A 20,560-nucleotide genomic window follows, 5' to 3' on the forward strand; every position below is an offset into this window, starting at 1 on the left:
GTTTAAGCTTGTTTTAATATTTGGTATAATTCTATATAATTGGTTGCTGCCTTATCCCATGAATGATCAATTTTCATCATGGTTTTTCGAACAGCTTTAAAAGCTTTTTTATCATTGTATAATTCAACAGCACGATTAATAGCGTGGGTTACATCCCATACGCTAGTTTGGTCATGACAAATTCCGAAACCTCCATCACCAATATCAATAACTGTATCTTTCAATCCACCAACTCTGCGTACAATAGGAACTGTCCCATATCTCAAGGCATAAAGTTGATTTAAACCACAGGGTTCTACCCTTGATGGCATTAATAGAAAATCTGCGCCTGCATATATTTCGTGTGAAACCTGTTCATTATAACCGATATATGCATTGTAATTTCTACTGTAATAATCTTTAATTTGATTTAACCTTCCTTCCACCCAACTATCGCCAGAGCCTAAAATCAAAATGTTAATATTGTCACCATGCTGATATAAAGCAGAATAAAAAATATCCGGAAGTAAATCAGCACCCTTTTCATCTACTAATCTTCCAATAAAAGTGAAAAGTGGTTTGGAAGAATCTAGTTGAAAAACATCGCATAGCGCTTTTTTGTTTGCTGCTTTTCCACTTTCTACTGTTTTTAAATTGTAACCTTTTCCAAGCATTGGGTCTGTTTCAGGATTCCAGACTTCACTGTCTATCCCATTTAGTATTCCAACAGACTTCCAGCGTTCCTGCCTTAATAAACTTTCCAGCCCACGTGCATTACCCATCATTTCTTCTAGATAACTAGGTGAAACCGTTGTTACCCGCCAGGCACATTTTATTGCAGAAGCTAAAGGATTAATAGAATCTTTCCACCCCAATAATCCACCTTTCCATAAATCGAAAGCAGGCAGATAATAGAGTTTATCCCAACCAAACTGACCTTGATATTGTGCATTATGAATGGTTAAAACTGTCGGTATTTTACTTATAGATTGGTATTTAAGGCAATTTGTTACCATAAACGGAACCAATCCGGTGTGGTGATCATGACAGTGAATCACATCGGGGCGATGTTCCCACTGTGCAATCCAATCCAATGTTGCAATCTGGAAAGCAACAAAACGCTCCGTATCATCTGCATACCCATAAACATTTGGTCTGTCGGTTAGCCCTTGAATATGAACCAGGTATAAATCAAAGCCTAATTTGTTGGATTTTTCTTTTAAAATTCGATATTGAAAATGGTTATTGCCATAGTTAGACCAGGCATCATAAGCCACTTCAAACTCACTCTCCCGGATAAATTTTGTATCGTATGCGGGAACAACCACCTTGGCAATGTGGCCTATTTTATTCTGATACTTTGGTAAAGCCCCCACTACATCAGCCAATCCGCCAACTTTAGCAGCAGGGTAACACTCGGCGCTTATATGTATAATTTCCATCAAATATTTGGTGTAGATAACTGTGTTAAGTTAGTAATTGTTTTTCGATTTGGAAATATTAGAAAATTTATTTGAGTCGAAATCTTTACTTTTAGAAGTGACTTTAATTTAACTGTTGTGAGCCAGTTGTTTGTGTGAAAATCTTTAAAAGTAGAAAATATTGATAGGTAGATATAACTTTAACTAAATTGCGCATCATTGTTATTGAAAATAGGTATTTCACATTCCTGCCAACATTTTAAGCATAAGCTTGTTTGTTGATAAACACTAAAAATAGCTTATGGCTGAACAGCATCTTTATCAAACCGGAATAATAGGAAATTGTGCGTTTATAGCACATGTGAATAAAAACACTGATATATCTTGGCTTTGCTGGCCTCGTTTTGATAGCCCTTTTGTATTTGGAAGTTTATTAGATAAAAACAAAGGCGGGGAATTTTCAATTTTGCCACAGGGGGAGTATAACTCAACACAATATTATATCGAAAATACGAATGTATTAAGAACAGAAATCACCGCTGAAGACGGGAAATATCGCATAACAGATTTTGCGCCTCGCTTTCGACTCCATGAAAGGTATTTTAAACCACTCATGTTCATTCGAAAAATTGAACCGCTGGAAGGGAATCCAAGGGTGACCATTAAATGTCAGCCGGTTTACGACTATGGTAAGGGAAGAATGACTGCCAGTCGTGGAAGTAATCATATCGATTATTCAGGCTGCGAGGAGAATATCCGGTTAAGTACGAATGTTTCTTTAACTTATATTCTTGATGAAAAGGCATTTGTGCTTAATGATACTAAATACCTCATCATGACTTATGGTCAAAATCTGGAAGCACCAATTGTGAGCACTGCTGAGAACTTTCTTCGGGAAACCATCGGTTACTGGAGGTTATGGATTAAGCATTCTACCATTGCTGGTTTTTATCAGCCGCTTGTGATCCGTTCTGCACTGGTTTTGAAAATTCATCAGTATGAGGATACCGGGGCAATTATTGCTGCAAGTACCACAAGTTTGCCTGAATCTCCGGGGAGTACACGCAACTGGGATTATCGTTATTGCTGGTTAAGGGATTCTCACTATGTGCTTACTTCTTTAAACCATATTGGTCATTTTGAAGAGATGGAGAAGTATTTTAATTACCTGTCTGATATTTCTCATAATGAAGATGAGCGTTATCAGCCTTTATACGGTATAGCAGGTGAAAGAGAAATTATTGAAACTACATTGGACCATTTAGAAGGTTACAAAGGTGAACAACCCATCAGGATTGGCAACCAAGCCTACGAACATATTCAGAATGACATTTACGGACAGGTTCTAACTTCGATGTTGCCACTTTATACCGATCATCGTTTTGTATTTTCAGAACGCAGTGATTCTGTTAAATGGATTGAAAGTGTACTTTCTAAAATCGAAAGAACCATTGATGAGAAGGATGCGGGAATCTGGGAATTCAGAAATATTGCCAATGTACATTGCTACAGTAATCTGTTCCAATGGGCTGGCGCACAGGCCGCTTTAAAAATGGCCAAAACAATTGGTAATCAGGACTTTGAAGAAAGAGCACAGGTTTTGATTGATAAAGCTTCGGCTCATATTGAGGCTTGTTATGATCCTGAACGTAAGGTTTATACTAATGCAGTTGGAAGTCCGTATTTAGATGCCAGTACCTTACAGCTCATTATGATGAACTATCTTGATCCTGCTTCTGATCGAGCTAAAGATCATTTGATTGCTTTAGAAAAGGAACTGAAAACAGAAGACGGATTGTTCTACAGGTATTTGCATGCTGATGATTTCGGGAAGCCTAAAACTACTTTCCTGATCTGTGCCTTTTGGTATGTGGAAGCACTAGCTTGTGTAGGCAGGGTTGATGAGGCCATTAAGGAATTTGAAAATATCATTAAGTATTGCAATCATTTATTGCTTTTCAGCGAAGATGTTGATGCTAAGACGGGTAGTCAGTGGGGGAATTTTCCACAAGCTTATAGTCACGTTGGCTTAATGAATGCCGCACATCGCATTGCAGTTAAATTGGATCGGCCAATATTTTTGTAAACAAGTAATCCCAACCGTATTCATCATTAGATGAACCACGGTTGGGATTTTTAAATTAGGTGCTGAACTAAATTTACTGCGTAGCTTTCCGCTGCGCTACAGGTCAGCATAACGAATTGATTAGTACATCTATGAAAATAGTCTTTGCGAAGCAGATCCTTCATCTGCTGAAGCAATCTCTATAAAAGAGACCTATAAAAATAGATTGCTTCCCCGAAAGGTCGGGGCAGGCTGTCGTTCCTCCTCGCAATGACGAATTCACTTGACGAATCGTCCTCCTGAACTTAATTCAAGGTCTTACCTAAATAGATGCTGAACTAAATTTACTGCGTAGCTTTCCGCTGCGCTACAGGTCAGCATGACGAATCTATTAGTACATACCATTAAAAAATCGTCTTTGAGAAGCAGATCCTTCATCTGCTGAAGCAATCTCTATTAAAGAGACCTATAAAAATAGATTGCTTTGTCGTTCCTCCTCGCAATGACGAATTTACTTGACGAATCGTCCTCCTGAACTTGATTCAGGATCTAACAAGATAGGTGCTGAACTGAATTCAGCATGACGAATCGGTTAGTTTATCCCGTTAAAAAATCGTCATTGCTTCAGCAGATTCTTCATCTGCTGAAGCAATCTCTATTAAAGAGACCTATAAAAATAGATTGCTTCCCCGAAAGGTCGGGGCAGGCTGTCGTTCCTCCTCACAATGACGAATTCACTTGACAAATCTTAATATAAATTAACGATTTTATGTAACCTCATCCTTAACCAAACCCCAAAGTAATTTTCTCACTTCTTTAAAATCGTTTAAATAATACTTCGCTTCAGAAATATTATTTCCAACCTTAATGGTAAAGGCATCATTTGGAAGGGCTTTGAAAATATCTTCGTCGGTATGGTCATCACCAAGAGCCAGGATAAAATCTGGGTTTTTACCATATAGCCAGTTTAATGCGGCTTTCCCTTTATTAACTTCCATATTTTTAAATTCGATTACCTTATTACCAGGCATCAGCTGCAGGCCTTTATCTGCTGCCAGAATTTTCAAATGACTCACGATTTCATTTGCCCTTAAATCGCCTAATCCTTCTTCTGCTTTACGATAATGCCAAACCAAGGAATAACTCTTTTCTTCGATGAAAGACCCGGGCGTTCTATCTGTATAGGTTTCCAAAATTGATTTCATTTCCTGTTTCCATTGATCTGTTAAAAGTGGAAGGCAATTCCATTTATCACCATAAGCTTTTTGCCATGCGCCATGTTCAGCTATTAAATCTACTTTTAAGTGGCCAAACCATTTCTCTAATGTTTCATTTCTTCTCCCACTGATAATGACCACTTTGTTAGCGGAATCTGCAGTAAGCTTAGTAATCAAATTATAAAGTTCCTCATCTGGCGATGCATCATCAATATTTCCGGCAAAATCTACGAGGGTGCCATCATAATCGAGGAATAATACCCTATCTGTAGTCTGATCATATTTTTCGGCAATTACTTCTTTGATGGAAGTTACCGCATGTTTTGTTAGCAATGAATTTTGAGAATCTTTCACTTCGTCTAGTCTTAAAATAAAATTATTAACCCAATGTTTCACATTGAATTTTTCTACGATATTCCGCATGGCCTTCATACGGCTTTCTTGTTCCTCTTGCGGCATTTTGAGGGCCAGTACGATGGCATCCATGATGTCTCCGATATTATTTGGATTTACAATTACTGCATCTGTTAATTCTTTAGATGCCCCCGCCATTTCGCTTAATATAAGTACGCCGTTGTTGTTATTTCTACTGGCCACATATTCTTTACTTACCAAATTCATACCATCACGCATAGGGGTAACCAAACAGATATCTGCGGTGGCGTAAAGTGCCGATAAAACTTCGATAGGGAAGGAGCGGTAAAAGTAATTTACCGGAATCCAGTTAATGGAACGATAACGGGCATTTAAATTACCAACAAACTGGTCAATTTGTTCCTTTAAGTCCCTGTATTGAGGAACAGTGTCTCTTGAAGGAACAACAATCATATATAACTCAATTTTTCCAATATATTCCGGATGGGCCTGGAGCAATAATTCTAATGCTTTTAGGCGCTCCAGGATACCTTTACTATAATCCAGCCGATCAATAGAAAGAATTACTTTCATATCTTCTTTCCCTTTACGGAAGTATTCTATTTCCTTTTTAACTTCATCATAAGCAGTTAGATTGGAAAACTTATCAAAATCAATTCCCATAGGAAAGGCTTCAACAACAATTTGTCTTTCATTACTGTTTAAAACATTGGCTGATGAATTAACAGGAAGTAATCGCGTAGCTGTACTTAAAAAGTGGCGTACATCATCATAGGTATGGAACCCAATTAAGTCGGCACCTAACATTCCGTTCAGTAATTCTTCCCTCCAGGGGATTAACCTAAATATTTCATAAGATGGAAAGGGAATGTGCTGAAAGAAACCTATGGTAGATTTTGGCAATTGATCCCGTAGGATTCCTGATAATAATAGGAGTTGATAATCCTGAATCCATATTTTATCTTGATCAGAAAGTACTTTTAATGCTGCTTTAGCAAATTTGTGATTTACAGCTTTGTAGCAATCCCAATAGCTTTGCTCATAGTGGGCGTAGGTAACGAGATAATGAAAAACAGGCCATAAAACTTCGTTAGAAAATCCTTCATAATATAAATTAATTTCTTCCTGAGTAAGGAATACAGGGTAGAGGTTGAGGGCGGAGAGTTTATCAATTACTTCTTGTTGTCTTTCTTCTGGCACTTCGATTCCTGGCCATCCGATCCAGATGGAATTACCTGTTTTATAAACGTCTCCGAGGCCTGTTGCGAGTCCGCCTTCACTTGGGATAAAGGTGTACTCGTTATTTTCTTCTATGATTTTAACGGGTAGTCTGTTCGATATTATAACTGTTTTCATGCTTGTATTTGATGTATCCACATAAATAAAAGCACATAGAATTGATTTTGTTTGAATTTTTGGTTTAAAAAAACATTCAAATGATTTTATAAAAATCGGGTATCGATAAATTTTTACAACTTATGTGTTTGTATGATTTGGGTTTTAAAGTTGTTTTTTGGATTGGATCAATGTGTTTTAAACATAATTAAATAGCAATGAAAAAGTAGTTTGCTCCAGCGGGATAGATATCACTTCTATACTTCCGCGGTGCATTTTCATAATATTACGGCTAATGGTTAAACCAATTCCAGAACCATTTTTCCTGGTGGTGTAGAAAGGAACAAATATCTTTTCCAAATCCGCAGGTTCAATTCCCTTGCCATTATCGGTAACATCTATATAAAGTTTGGTGTTTTCCAGTCGGTGCCTTACAGTAATGTGAGGCATATCTGATCCTTCTACAGCATAAATACTGTTTGTGATGAGGTTAATCAACACTTGTTCAATTAGTTTTAAATCTAGCTGAACGCTAATTTTTGAACTGGTTTGTTCTACCTCCAGAACTACATTCTTAACCTTTGCAAATGGCTGCATTAAAACCATAATGTGTTTTAAGATTTCACCAATGGTGTGCGTTTCAAGGTTTGGTGTTGGCAGCTCGGCAATGAGACGGTAATCTTTAACGAAATCAAGCAGTCCGGCAGAACGACGCTTAATGGTTTGGAGTGCCATTTTTAAATCTTCCATTTCATCCTTGTCCAAACTTTCCTTATGAGTCACCATGCTGTTAATGGTGTCAGACAGTGAGCTGATTGGTGTAATGGAATTTAAAATTTCATGTGAAATTACGCCAATTAACCTATTCCAGGCTTCTGTTTCCTTTTGTTCAATTTCATCTTTTATATTTTGAAAACTGATGATGGTGTAATTCTTTCCGTAAAGGTTAAGTGGAATGACTTCAGTGGAAAGCTGGATAAATTTCTCTTGTACCTTAATTTCCAGAAATCGTTTGCCACCATTTTGTATCTGATCAATTTCATGTGCAAAAGCGGGTAGGTGTTGTTTTACACGGTGCCAGTATTTGTAAGCTGGTACGCCTAAAAGATTAGATGCTGCCTGATTAAAGAAGGCAATTTCCTGATACTGGTTTTGTGCAGTTGAATTGTTTATTACGATTACACCAACAGGCACTTGTTCAAGAATGGTTTTAATGAGCTGAAACATGGCTTCTTGCTCTAAGCGAATTTGTTTATGAACCTGAAGAATCTCGCCAAATGATTCATACAATTCGGGGAAACTTCCTTTAGTTGTTTTGTTTTTAAAATTTAGCGTATGATCTCGGGTTTTTACAGCCAATATAAACCGTTTGATATCGGAGCGGATTTCGTTAATATAATGGTATAAAGAAATGATCGTACCCAGCAAAATCAAGCCCACTCCAATAATGGTAAACCAGAGTTGTGTGTTTTTAATCAGGTAAAATAGCAGATAAGCCAGCAGGTTAATGACTAGCAGCCGAAATATTAAACGAAAAGTAAAGCGTTTGTAAAACATGTTTTGTAGGCTAAAAGACTAAAGCTAAAAGAACAAAGCGAAAGGCCAAAGGTAATACTCCTTTATTCTTTAAGCTTTTTGCTTTCGGCTCAAATCCCAAATTTCTCAATTCTTCTGTATAAAGCTGCCCTGGTTAGGCCCAGTTCTGCGGCTGCTTTTGATATATTTCCTTTATGTTTATCTATTGCTTTCTGTACCATCATTTTTTCCATATCACCGAGTGCCATCTCATCCGGGAGGGTATTGGTTTGTGTAAACCGTTGCGGGCTAAGCTGTAAATCTTCTTCTGTAATTTCTTTTCCATCACTCATAATGACTGCCCGCTCTAACACATGTTGAAGCTCCCGTACATTTCCAGGCCATTTATAATTTAAAAGGATGTCTTCAGCTTTGTTGCTTAAACTTCGACTTTCTTTGTGATATTTCGAACTGAATACCTGCATAAAATGAGCGGCTAAGAGTAGAATATCTGTACCGCGTTGCCGTAAAGGTGGTAATAACAGTTCAACCGTATTGATCCGGAACAGTAAATCTTGTCTGAATGTATTTTTAGCGACCATCTCATTCAGAGGCATGTTGGTTGCTGTAATTAAACGAACGTTTACTTTGCGTTCCTTGCTTTCTCCTAAACGAATAACTGTTCTGTTTTGTAGTACACTTAAAAGTTTAGCTTGCAAGGGTAGGGTTAAATTTCCGATCTCATCTAAAAAGATAGTTCCGCCATCTGCCAATTCAAAACGTCCTGGTTTATCTTCCTTTGCATCAGTAAAGGCACCTTTAGCGTAACCGAAAAGTTCACTCTCAAATAAATTCTCATTGAGTGATCCTAAATCTACATGCATGAAAACCTGGTTTTTTCGTAAAGAATTTCCATGAATTTCGTATGCAAAAACTTGTTTCCCGGTTCCATTTTCACCTAAAATTAAAACATTGGCATCTGTTGGAGCAACTTTTATTAAGGTATTTTGAAGCTGCTTAATTCCATCTGCCTTACCGACTATATTCTCAAAGCCACGGGTCATATCTTTTTGTAGCGAGGAATGAATTTTCTCGAGTTTTTTTACTTTCCTGTTTGATTCACGTAATTTAGAAGCTGCAGAGATAGTGGCAAAAAGTTTTTCGTTTTCCCAGGGTTTAAGGATAAAATCTGTTGCCCCTTTTTTGATGGCTTTTACTGCGAGTTCTACATTTCCAAAGGCGGTCATTAAGATCACCACATAGTCTTTATCAATTGATAAAATATGCTCCAGCCAATATAAACCTTCCCGGCCGTCACTTGCACCTTTTTGATAATTCATGTCCAATAGAATGATGTCAACTTCATTTCTACTTAATAGAACATTAATTTCTTTTGGCGATTTGCAAGTGATGACTTGCTTTACCTGCTGCTTAAGGAAAAGGCGGGCACTTAAAAGGATGTCGTCATCGTCATCAATGATTAAAACTGCGGCTTCTAACATGGTTGTATTTCATAATACCTCTCCCTGTTAAAGGAAATGGTGGTTGTTTTTTTGTGCTGTCCCTCTCCTTAAAGAGAGGGAAATACAAGTGGGTGGTTTAAACCCTATGTTTATTGTATGTTGCTAAATAAACCTCTCCCTGTTAAAGGAATTGGTGGTTGTTTTTTGTGCTTTCCCTCTTCTTAAAGAGATGGAAATAAAGGTGGGTAGTTTAAACCCGATGTTTGAAACTTTGTTTTTTTGCTCCTAGCCCCCTCTCTTTCAGGAGAGGGGATGAAGGGAAGAGGTTTTCTCTATTATTCCAAATGCCTTCTAATCACCTCTAAAACCATCTTCATATTTTCGATTACTTCTTCATTTGTAAATCTAATTACTGTTATTCCAAGTTCTTTAAATTCATAGCTTCTACTCTTATCGTATTCCTTATTTTCTTCCGTATTATGAATTTCTCCATCAACTTCAACTACGAGTTTAGCTTCGTGACAATAGAAATCAGCGATATATTTATCCAGCGGATGTTGTCTCCTAAATTTAAAACCATTAAGTTGTTTTTTTCTTAAAGACTGCCACAAAATATCTTCTGTCTCAGTTGCAGTTTTTCGTAATACTTTTGAAAATTCAAACAGTTTATGATTTGCTCCTTTGAAAAGTTCATCTTCGTAATTTGCCATTTTTAAAACTATTCTTTAATAACCTCTCCCTATCAAAGAAAGTGGTTGTTTGTTTTTTTGTGCTGTCCCTCTCCTTAAAGAGAGGGAAATAAAAGTGGGTGGTTTAAACCCGGTGTTTATTGTATGTTGATAAACTAACCTCTCCCTGTTAAAGGAAATGGTGGTTTGTTTTTTTGTACTGTCCCTCTCCTTAAAGAGAGGGAAATAAAGGTGGGTGGTTTAAACCCTATGTTTATTTTATGTTGATAACTAACCTCTCCCTGTTAAAGGAAATGGTGGTTTGTTTTTTTGTACTGTCCCTCTCCTTAAAGAGAGGGAAATAAAGGTTGGTGGTTTAAACCCTATGTTTATTGTATGTTGATAAATAACCTCTCCCTGTTAAAGGAATTGGTGGTTGTTTTTTGTGCTGACCCTCTCCTTAAAGAAAGAGAAATAAAGGTGGGTAATTTAAACCCTGTATATGAAACTTTGTCTTTTTGCTCCCAACCCCCTCTCTTTAAGGAGAGGGGATGAAGGGGAGAGGTTTTTTCTATTACTCCTTTTTTCTAAATGACTATCATAACATCAGTTTCCTAACACCTATCAAAATTAATTAAACTGTTCGGTCCCGCACAATAGCTGTTCGATAATGAACAGCTGAAAATAGATAAAAAAATTAAGGTGCTGTTTAATAGTGTTTTAAGTATTGTTATGCTAATTGGCATAAGCTTGGATATTAGGCAAACCAAACAGTGAAACCGAACAATGGACAAAAAAATAGAGAAGAAAAGATTTAGTACTAAAACCTTAATCATGATAGGTGGGGCAGTTGCTTTGGTAGCGGTTATAATTTATGGCTATACTCTATCACTAAAGAAAACTTACAGTGCAGATGCCGATAAATTAACGATTAGCAAAGTTGAATATGGTGATTTTGAAGATGTTGTTCTCCTCAATGCCAGCGTTGTTCCATTAACTTCTGTTATTGTAAGTTCATCTGAAGGAGGAACTGTTGCTGAAATCTTTACTGAGAATGGAGCATCTGTAGTAAAAGGAACGCCATTATTACGCATTGCAAACTCGAATGCGATGTTGGGTTACACTTCACAACAAACTGCTGCAACAGAACAAATTAATCAGTTGCGTAAATCAAGGTTGGATCTGGAGCAAAATCAACGCATCTTAAATCAGGATGTTTTGGATGTAGAAAATAACTTACGTACGGCTACCCGCCAATATAGATTAGACAGTTCCTTATATTTAAAGAAGGTAATTACACTTCAGGAGTTTAATAAGTCAAGTCAGGATTACGAATATTATCAGGGTAAACTGAAAATCGTTAGACAAGCCATTAAGCAAGAAAATCAGAGTAGAAAAATGCAGCTGGCACAAATAGACCAGTCAATGAGCCAAATGAATGAGAGTTTGGAAATGATCCGCAAGAATATTGAGAACATGACCATCAAAGCACCCGTTTCCGGAAAATTATCGTCTTATGATCCGGTTACAGGAAAATCTTATAACTCTAATGAAATGATTGGAAAAATTGATGTACTTCAAGGATATAAATTGCAAGCTGGTGTGGATGAATATTACATCAATCGGGTGAAAGAAGGGCAAACGGCCAGCTGCGAATTTAATGGCAAAAATTATAATTTAACGGTAAGCAAAGTTATTCCAGAGGTTACTGCGGGTCAGTTTCAGGTAGAAATGGTTTTTAAAGGTGCTGCACCAGAAGGTTTGCGTAGGGGTTTATCGCTTCAAACAAAATTAACCTTATCTGATAACAGTAAATCATTATTGCTGGCACAAGGTCAGTTTTTCCAAAGTACGGGAGGCTCGTGGGTGTTTGTGGTAAGCAATGGCAAAGCCATTAAGAAAAATGTTAAAATTGGTCGGAAAAATTACCTGTATTATGAAATTCTTGATGGTTTGGCCAAGGGCGATGAAGTGATTACCTCATCCTACGACCAGTTTAACCAGTATGATCAGGTGGAGATTGGGAAGTAGGTGGGTGATAAGTGGGTTAGATGGGTCAGGTGGTTAGGTGAAGAGTTGGGTAATATGAATAGTAAAAATAATATAAAGATATAATCAGGTCTTGATACCTGATACTACATACTTTGATACTTAAAAGCGATGATTAAAATAGAAAATCTGGAAAAAGTCTACAAAACTGAAGAAGTAGAAACCACGGCACTTAATGGAATTAATCTTCATGTAAGAGAAGGCGAATTTGTTTCCATCATGGGTCCATCGGGCTGTGGGAAATCTACCTTATTAAATGTGATGGGTTTATTGGATAAGCCTGAAAGTGGCAGTTACAAATTTATTGATACTGAGCTTCTAACACTAAACGACAGAGAACGTTCCAATTTCCGCAAACGAAATATGGGCTTTGTTTTTCAGAACTTTAACTTAATCGATGAGTTAACCGTTTTTGAAAACATTGAGCTGCCTTTAATCTACAATAAAATTCCGGCAGGCGAACGGAAGCAACTGGTAAATGAAATCATTGAAAGGATGAACATTGTAAACCGGAGTGGTCACTTTCCACAGCAACTTTCGGGTGGACAGCAACAACGTGTAGCAGTAGCCAGGGCATTGGTCACCAAGCCAAAATTGGTTTTAGCCGATGAGCCTACTGGTAATCTTGATAGTTCGCATGGTAATGAGGTAATGGAGTTGCTTTGCGAACTTAATGAAACCGGAACCACCATTGTAATGGTAACACACTCCAGTCATGATGCCAGTTTTTCCAATCGAATTATCAACTTGAAAGATGGTCACGTGATTTCTGAAAAGATAAATAAAAGCAGAAACGAGGAATTGATATAGGCGGGAAGGCTGAAGGTTTTGAGATTGAAGGTTAAACGACTAAACCTTTCTACCCTAAACCTTCCCTCCTTCAACCTTTAAAATAGTTTTAGTTTAGTTAATGATAGCCAACCGAATCTTTCTGGATGGGAAGATTCGGATAAGGCGCTGAGAAAGCGGAAAGACTAAAGCGCAGGATTGGCCACTTAGTAAAATAAAGGCTGGGAGGCAGAAGGTTTGAAGGAACAGGGTTAAGCACCCAAAACCTTTCCGCCTTTAACCTTTCAACCTTCAACCTTAAAAATATGTTCAAACTCAATTTAAAAATCGCTTTGCGAAACCTTTGGAAAAATAAAGGATTTTCTTTGATTAATATTGGTGGCTTAGCCATTGGTTTAGCCAGTTGCATGGTTTTGCTTTTGTATGTAGCTTACGAATGGAGTTACGACAAGCAATTTACCAGCAACGATAAAACTTACGTGGTTTATCAAAATATGGAGGCTAATGGTAAAACTTTTAGTTGGGCATGGACCCCCAATGTTATGGCGGGTGAAGTGCAGGCAAAATTACCAGGAGTTAAATATGCATCACATTCTACCTATCCACGAGCTAATCTAATTACCGTTGGTAACAATAAATTGATTAGCAAGGTTGTTTTTGCTGATCCTTCTTTCCTTAAAATATTGAATTATAAATTCCTTAAGGGAAACCCTGTAAAGGTTTTGGAGAATTTAAATACTATAATTCTGACAAAATCATTTGCAAAGAAGTTATTTGGAGATGAAGACCCAATTAACAAAACGGTTAAGTTGGAGAATCAGGAGGTTTTAAAAGTTGAGGCCATTATAGAAGATATCCCGGCCAATAGCAGTATAATTTTTGAATGTATCATGCCATGGGATTTATTTTTGAAAAGAGAAACTTGGGCAAAGGAAAATAACTGGGGTAATAATATGTGCCTAACGCTGGTTCAATTGCAGGATAATAAATTTTTTACCGCGGCAAATGCTTATATACATGATATTTACAAACGCAATCAAAAAGAAAACCTGGCAGTTGCATTATTACATCCTTTATCCAAATGGCACTTATATGGTGACTTTGTAAATGGAAAATCTGTAGGTGGAAAAATAGATCAGCTTAAAATATTTTTGTTGTTGGCATTTTGTATTTTAATGATCGCTTGCGTAAACTTTATGAATCTATCTACTGCCCGTTCCGAGCGAAGAGCAAAAGAGGTTGGGGTTCGTAAAGCTATTGGTTCTTCAAGACAATCTTTAATCAACCAGTTTTTTTTAGAGTCTATCTTAATCACAGTTGTTGCTACGGTTATAGCCTTCATTTTAGTTGAAGTGAGCATTCCATATTTTAATAATTTATTAAATATTAAATTGGAAATTGATTATAGCAATTTCAGATTTTGGGCTGCGCTTTTTATTTTAATGATTTTCACTGGATTTATAGCGGGTAGTTATCCGGCACTTTATCTATCTTCTTTTGAACCCATTAAAGTCTTAAAAGGTTTAAAACTCAAAACTGATTCTTCAGTATCGGTGAGGAAAGTTTTAGTGGTAGGACAATTTGTTTTTGCTGCCTGCTTAATTGTGTGTACAGCGGTAATTTATCAGCAACTAAATTACATTAAGAATAAACCGATTGGTTATGATCAATCTAACCTCATCCAGATCGCCGTGCAAGGTAAAATGTATGAAAATAAAAATCTGGAGTTACTTAAAACACAATTACTAAAATCTGGCGCTACGAGTGATGTTACATTTTTTAGTATGGATGTTACGGAAGGAGGCAATAACACCATTAATATCCAATGGCCAGGAAAAAATCCAAATGAAGAGGTTTCTTTTAACCACAGATCCATTGGCTATGATTTTATAAAAACCATCGGTACGGACATGCTTAGTGGTCGCGAATTTTCGGAACAACATCCGAACGACAGCAGCAATGTGATGCTCAATGAATCGGCCGTAAAAATGATGGGTTTAAAAAATCCCATAGGTTCAGTTATCACTTTTTGGGACACAAAATATACGAATGTAGGTGTAGTAAAAGATTTTGTGGTAGAAAGCGCTTATCAGAAGGTGGCACCAATGATTTTTCGTTTGGCGCATAACGAAGATATTAGCGTCATTCTTGTGCGTTTAAATCCTGGTCAGAATATCAGTTCATCGCTAAATAAAATTGATGCGCTGGTGAAAGAAATAGAACCCAATTATCCGGTTAGCCGAAAATTTGTCAATGAATCTTTTGAAGTAAAATTTCAGGATGAAAAGATACTGGGTACACTCTCCAATTGGTTTGGTTGTTTTGCCATCTTCATTTCTTGTTTGGGTTTATTAGGATTAGCGCTTTTCATGGCCGAGCAACGCAAAAAAGAAATCAGCATCCGTAAGGTTCTAGGTGCGAGTACGGCCAATATCCTCGCGCTGTTAAATAAGGATTTTATCAAACTCGTTGCTATTGCGAATGTGGTTGCCTTTCCACTGGCTTATCTGGTCATTAATAAATGGCTTTCTGCATTCGAATACCGTGTTGATATATCATTTTGGCCATTTGCACTTGCCATTACAATATCTGTTTTAATTGCTGTTTTAACCGTCAGCATTCAATCGGTAAAAGTGGCAAAGGCCAATCCTGTTGATGCTTTGAAATATGAATAAATAAAGGAAGGAAGGTAGAAGGTTTGAAGGTTGAGGGTTCAGCACCCAAAGCCTTCCCGCCTTTAACCTTCCAACCCTCAACCTTAAAAATATGTTCAAATTAAACCTGAAAATCGCTTTGCGAAACCTTTGGAAGAACAAAGGCTTCTCTTTAATAAATATTGGTGGCTTGGCTATAGGTTTAGCTAGTTGTATGCTTCTATTATTGTATGTATCCTACGAATTTGGGTTTGATAGGCAATTTAAGAATTACAACACCACTTATATTGCCCATACCAATATGACGGCCAATGGAAAAGTACACAGCTGGGCTTGGACTCCAAGTTTACTGGCACCAGAACTTAAAGAAAAATATGCAGGTATTGTAAATGCGGCGAGATCTTCTTATCCATTTGAGCAATTAATCAGCTATAATGATAAAAAAATCAAAAATAGGGGCTTGTTTGCTGATCCATCTTTTCTTGATATACTGGATTATAAATTTATAAGTGGTAATGCGGTAACGCCACTTAAAGATATTAATAGCGTTATTTTAACTCAATCATTGGCAGAAAAATTATTTGCAGGCGAAAATCCTCTAGGTAAAATAGTAAAGCTGGATAATAAAGATGGATTAAAAGTGGAAGCGGTAATTGCTGATCTGCCAGTGAATAGCAGTATAAAATTCGATTATTTAATGCCCTGGAAATTAAATGAAAAAAAACATGAATGGATAGCTAAGCAGGGATGGGGGAGTAATTTCTGTTTAACCCTGGTTCAACTTCAAAATAGTAGTTTATTGGATGGGGTAAATGCTAAAATTAAAAATATTTATAAAAGTCATGATAATGAAGTAAATACCAACGAATTGTTTTTGCATCCTTTATCAAAATGGCATTTATATAACGAATTCGAAAACGGGGTAACTATTGGTGGAAAAATAGATCAACTGAAGATTTTCTTGATACTGGCCATTTGTATCCTCCTTATTGCTTGTGTTAACTTTATGAACCTTTCTACTGCACGATCAGAAAAAAGAGCCAAAGAAGTTGGCGTTCGCAAAGCGATTGGATCCAGCAGGAAATCTTTAATAAGTCAGTTTATACTCGAAAGTACTTTACTGTCTTTAATTGGAACTGTCGTTGCCTTCACCTTAGTTGAAATTAGTCTGCCTTACTTTAACACATTATTAGATATTAGTCTGATTATTCAATACAACGACTGGAGGTATTGGGTAACTTTAATTGGATTAATTTTATTTACTGGCTTATTAGCCGGTAGTTATCCTGCGTTTTACTTGTCATCTTTTGAACCAGTAAAAGTGCTTAAGGGCTTTAATCTTAGAGATGGATCAGCTATATCCGTAAGAAAAGTATTGGTTATCTCTCAATTCGTGTTTGCGGCAAGTTTAATTGTTTGCACCGCAGTTATCTATCAGCAATTAAACTACATTAAAAATAAACCAATAGGCTATAACCAGGGAAATTTAATACAAATGGCAGCTATAGGTGCCTTGACGAGTACTAAAAAAATCGATTTATTAAAAACGGAGTTAATCAAATCAGGTGCCGCCCAAAATGTTTCTTTGCTCAGTATGAATATTGATGAAGGTGGGAATAATACATCAGATATAAGCTGGCAGGGTAAAAATCCTAATGAAAAGGTATTATTTAATCAAAGAGGGATTGGTTACGATTTTATAGCAACTACGGGTACTGAAATGATTAAAGGAAGAGAGTTTGCTGTCGAATTTCCAGGTGATTCTAATAAGGTTTTGGTAAATGAAGCTGCTGTTAAAATAATGGGACTGAAAAATCCGCTGGGTACTGTAATTGATTATGGAGATTCTAAAGCTACTATTATTGGCGTAATGAAAGATTTTGTTGCAGAATCTCCCTACCAAAAAGTAGCACCGATGATTTTTAATAAAATCTATCATGATGAAGGAGGTGTAATTTTAATTCGATTAAATGAGACACAAAACATCAGTACTTCGCTTGCACAAATAGATGCACTTGTGAAAATTATAAATCCAGATTATCCCGTAGATAGAAAGTTTGTCAGTGATTCTTTCGAAGAAAAATTCCAATCTGAAAAACGCTTAGGTACGCTCTCTAATTGGTTTGGTGGCTTTGCAATTTTCATTTCCTGCCTGGGATTATTGGGTCTAGCCCTTTTCATGGCAGAGCAACGCAAAAAGGAAATCAGTATTCGTAAAGTTTTGGGTGCCAGTACAGGTAATATTCTCACGTTGCTCAATAAAGATTTTATCAAACTGGTAGCCATAGCTAATGTGATTGCTTTTCCATTAGCCTATATCATCGTCAATAAGTGGCTTTCAAGCTTTGAATACCGGGTTTCCATATCTGCATTGCCCTTTGTTGCAGCTGTAGGGATATCGGTAGTTATTGCAGTACTAACCGTGAGCATACAATCGATAAAAGTTGCGCAAGCTAATCCTGTTGATGCTTTAAAATATGAATAGATAAAGGAAGACAGAAGGTTTGAAGGTAGGGGGGTAAGCACCCAAAGTCTTCCCGCCTTTAACCTTCCAACCCTCAACCTTAAAAATATGTTCAAACTCAACTTAAAAATCGCTTTACGAAACCTTTGGAGAAACCTGGGGATAACGGCCATTAATATTGGTGGTTTGGCTATTGCCCTGGCTGCTTTCATTTTAGTAGCCATGTATTTTACTTTTGAAACCAGTTTTGATCAGACAAATCCTAACTACGAGAATATTTATGTGGTTGGAAGGATAGAGCCTGATTTTAAAACCAATTATACCTCTCCGCCACTAGCAAAAGTGATTAAGCAAAATTTTCCTGAGGTAGAAAATGCGGGGATAACAAAGATAAACCGATCATGGGAGTTGGCTATTAAAAATGGTAAAAAAGCAATTTTTACGAAAAATATTTTGCAGGCTGATTACAATGCCGCAAAAATTCTAGACATCAATCCTATAGGTGGGCTGATCAAGCCCTCAGGTGATGTGGAAAGATTAACTTATCTAAATGTTGAGAACATCAAAACGCTGTTTCCAGATAAGAAAGATAATAAACCCGAAATGGTTAGCTATGGATCTGCCAGTTCAGGGATAACTGGAACAATTGCAGGTGCGATCATTAATAATGAACATTCAAATTTTAGCTTCGACGGTGTATCTATAGGCAACGAAATTGGAAAAGGAGAAACCTACGGTTATAATAATTACAACACTTTCATCCAGGTAAAACCAGGGACGGATGTTGCAAACCTTCAGGAGAAAATTACCAATTTATACAGAGCTGAATTATTAAAGGGCGAAACAGATTTAAAGACAATCAATGAAATAAAAGGGGTATCTATATTTTTAGATCCTTTAGCAAATCAGCATTTAAAGCCGAAAGCAGGTAATGACACACCATACAAAATATTAATTTCGCTCTCGGTTTTAGGTTTCTTAATTCTGGTAATTGCCTGTATCAATTTTACTAACCTCAGTATTGCTCAGGCCACTAAAAGAGCCAAAGAAGTAGGGATTAAAAAGGTGATGGGCGCTTATCGCCTTCAGCTAACGACTCAATTTTTAACTGAAATATTCATTCAGTGTTTGGTTGCAACGGTTATGGCAATGGTTTTCGCCGAATCGGCATTGCCATATTTTAATAATTTGTTTCAGGTAAACTTAACGCTATGGCATGCTGATAATAATTTATTCTGGCAATTGCCTTTGGTTTTATGCCTCATCACCATCATCGCCGGGATTTATCCTGCTTTAGTCCTATCTGGGTTCAAGCCAGCATTGGTTTTGAAGGGGAATTTTTCCACCAGTAAACAAAGTTCCTGGTTACGAAACGGATTATTAGTTTTTCAGTTCAGTATCGCCGTAATTTTCATTATTGGTTTGTTCATCATCAACTCACAATTGAAATATATGCGAAGTGAAGATTTAGGATTTACGGCCAATCAAGTCGTTTATGTCAAGAATATCTCTTATTTTAATGATCCTGCCAAATTTAAAACCATTAGAGAAAAACTTCTTAAAATTCCTGGAGTAAAATCGGCAACAGTAGCTACTGATGTGCCCGATGGTTCTGGAAATGGAGCAAATGGCTATACCTTTGAAGGTCAGCAGAAAAGCCTTGATTTTGTTGATGTGGATTTTGATTATTTCGAAACCTTAAATATTAAGCTAAAAGACGGTCGATTTTTCTCGCCAAAATTCAGCACAGATACCGCAAATGCTGCGGTGATTAATGAAAGTGCCGTTGCCAAATACGGCATGAAAAATCCTATAGGTAAAACAATTCGAGGTTGTGAGACCGATTATAAAATTGTTGGTATTGCCAAAGATTTTAAAGCCCAAGGATTTGAAAGCACCATTCTGCCTACAATTTATACCATTAAAAATCCTTGTGGCAATGCTAAAACACAAATTATGCTCAAAATTGAGGAAAGCAAAATGGCGGATGCCCTGGCTGCTTTGAAAGCAAAATGGTCTCAAATAAATCCAAAAGATGGTGAAGATTTCAGATATGAATTTTTGGATGATTTATACGGTAAACTCTTTAAAAAACAAGAGCAATTACAATCTGCATTTTTTGCGGCGGCTTTGTTAACTATTTTTATCGCCATTCTAGGTTTGTTTGCCTTCGCAAAATACATCACCAATGGTCGGATAAAAGAAATAGCTGTTCGCAAAATTTTAGGTGCAAGTGATATTCAAATCTTTAAATTGATAAACAGTTCATTCTTTATGATGGTACTCGCGGCAAATGTCATTTCGTGGCCCGTGGCATATATCCTAACTAAAAAATGGCTCGAAACCTTTGCTTATCGAATTGATTTGCCAGTTTTACCATTTATCAGTAGTGCATTAATTACGATTTTATTAACCGTTTTAACGGTGAGCATTCAGGCGAAAAAAGCAGTAAAAGCTAATCCTGTTGATGCCCTTAAATATGAATAATGGCGGGAAGGTAGATGGTTTAAGGGTGGAAAGCTTAAGCGTCCAAACCTTCAGCCTTTAACCTACTAGCCCTCAACCT

11 protein-coding genes are annotated in these 20,560 nt (G+C 36.9%); 6 read left to right on the forward strand and 5 right to left on the reverse strand.

Annotation, left to right across the window (positions count from 1 at the left end; genetic code table 11):
* Positions 1–2: 2 nt before the first annotated feature.
* A complete protein-coding gene (locus EV200_RS03365) occupies positions 3–1,421 on the reverse strand; it encodes a glycogen synthase (RefSeq protein WP_132529385.1) in 1,419 nt (472 codons plus the stop codon).
* Positions 1,422–1,701: 280 nt separating this feature from the next.
* Between EV200_RS03365 and EV200_RS03370 the strand changes: the two genes are divergently transcribed.
* Complete coding sequence (locus EV200_RS03370; protein ID WP_132529386.1) at positions 1,702–3,486, forward strand: glycoside hydrolase family 15 protein; 1,785 nt, start codon at positions 1,702–1,704, stop codon at positions 3,484–3,486.
* Positions 3,487–4,232: 746 nt separating this feature from the next.
* Here EV200_RS03370 and EV200_RS03375 read toward each other — a convergent pair.
* The 4 genes from EV200_RS03375 to EV200_RS03390 form a co-directional block, all read right to left on the reverse strand.
* Positions 4,233–6,413 carry a bifunctional alpha,alpha-trehalose-phosphate synthase (UDP-forming)/trehalose-phosphatase gene (locus EV200_RS03375; RefSeq protein WP_132529387.1) on the reverse strand — a complete coding sequence of 727 codons (2,181 nt, stop codon included), beginning with the start codon at positions 6,411–6,413 and terminating at the stop codon, positions 4,233–4,235.
* A 177-nt stretch (positions 6,414–6,590) separates the two neighbouring features.
* Positions 6,591–7,949 carry a sensor histidine kinase gene (locus EV200_RS03380; protein ID WP_132529388.1) on the reverse strand — a complete coding sequence of 453 codons (1,359 nt, stop codon included), beginning with the start codon at positions 7,947–7,949 and terminating at the stop codon, positions 6,591–6,593.
* Positions 7,950–8,038: 89 nt separating this feature from the next.
* A complete protein-coding gene (locus tag EV200_RS03385; RefSeq protein ID WP_132529389.1) occupies positions 8,039–9,409 on the reverse strand; it encodes a sigma-54-dependent transcriptional regulator in 1,371 nt (456 codons plus the stop codon).
* A 296-nt stretch (positions 9,410–9,705) separates the two neighbouring features.
* Entirely contained in the window at positions 9,706–10,080 is a 375-nt protein-coding gene (locus tag EV200_RS03390; protein ID WP_132529390.1) for an endonuclease domain-containing protein, read from the reverse strand.
* Positions 10,081–10,824: 744 nt separating this feature from the next.
* Here EV200_RS03390 and EV200_RS03395 point away from each other — a divergent pair.
* The 5 genes from EV200_RS03395 (at position 10,825) to EV200_RS03415 (ending at position 20,481) form a co-directional block, all read left to right on the forward strand.
* Positions 10,825–12,069: an efflux RND transporter periplasmic adaptor subunit gene (locus tag EV200_RS03395; protein WP_132529391.1), complete on the forward strand. Its 1,245-nt coding sequence runs from the start codon at positions 10,825–10,827 to the stop codon at positions 12,067–12,069.
* A 129-nt stretch (positions 12,070–12,198) separates the two neighbouring features.
* On the forward strand, positions 12,199–12,897 hold the full coding sequence (locus tag EV200_RS03400) for an ABC transporter ATP-binding protein (protein ID WP_132529392.1): 699 nt from the start codon (positions 12,199–12,201) through the stop codon (positions 12,895–12,897).
* Between the two features lie 284 nt (positions 12,898–13,181).
* On the forward strand, positions 13,182–15,551 hold the full coding sequence (locus tag EV200_RS03405; protein WP_132529393.1) for an ABC transporter permease: 2,370 nt from the start codon (positions 13,182–13,184) through the stop codon (positions 15,549–15,551).
* Positions 15,552–15,642: 91 nt separating this feature from the next.
* On the forward strand, positions 15,643–18,015 hold the full coding sequence (locus EV200_RS03410; protein WP_132529394.1) for an ABC transporter permease: 2,373 nt from the start codon (positions 15,643–15,645) through the stop codon (positions 18,013–18,015).
* A gap of 87 nt (positions 18,016–18,102) precedes the next feature.
* Positions 18,103–20,481 carry an ABC transporter permease gene (locus EV200_RS03415; RefSeq protein ID WP_132529395.1) on the forward strand — a complete coding sequence of 793 codons (2,379 nt, stop codon included), beginning with the start codon at positions 18,103–18,105 and terminating at the stop codon, positions 20,479–20,481.
* Positions 20,482–20,560: the final 79 nt, after the last annotated feature.

The sequence above is a fragment of the Pedobacter psychrotolerans genome, assembly GCF_004340665.1.
GTDB lineage: Bacteria > Bacteroidota > Bacteroidia > Sphingobacteriales > Sphingobacteriaceae > Pedobacter > Pedobacter psychrotolerans.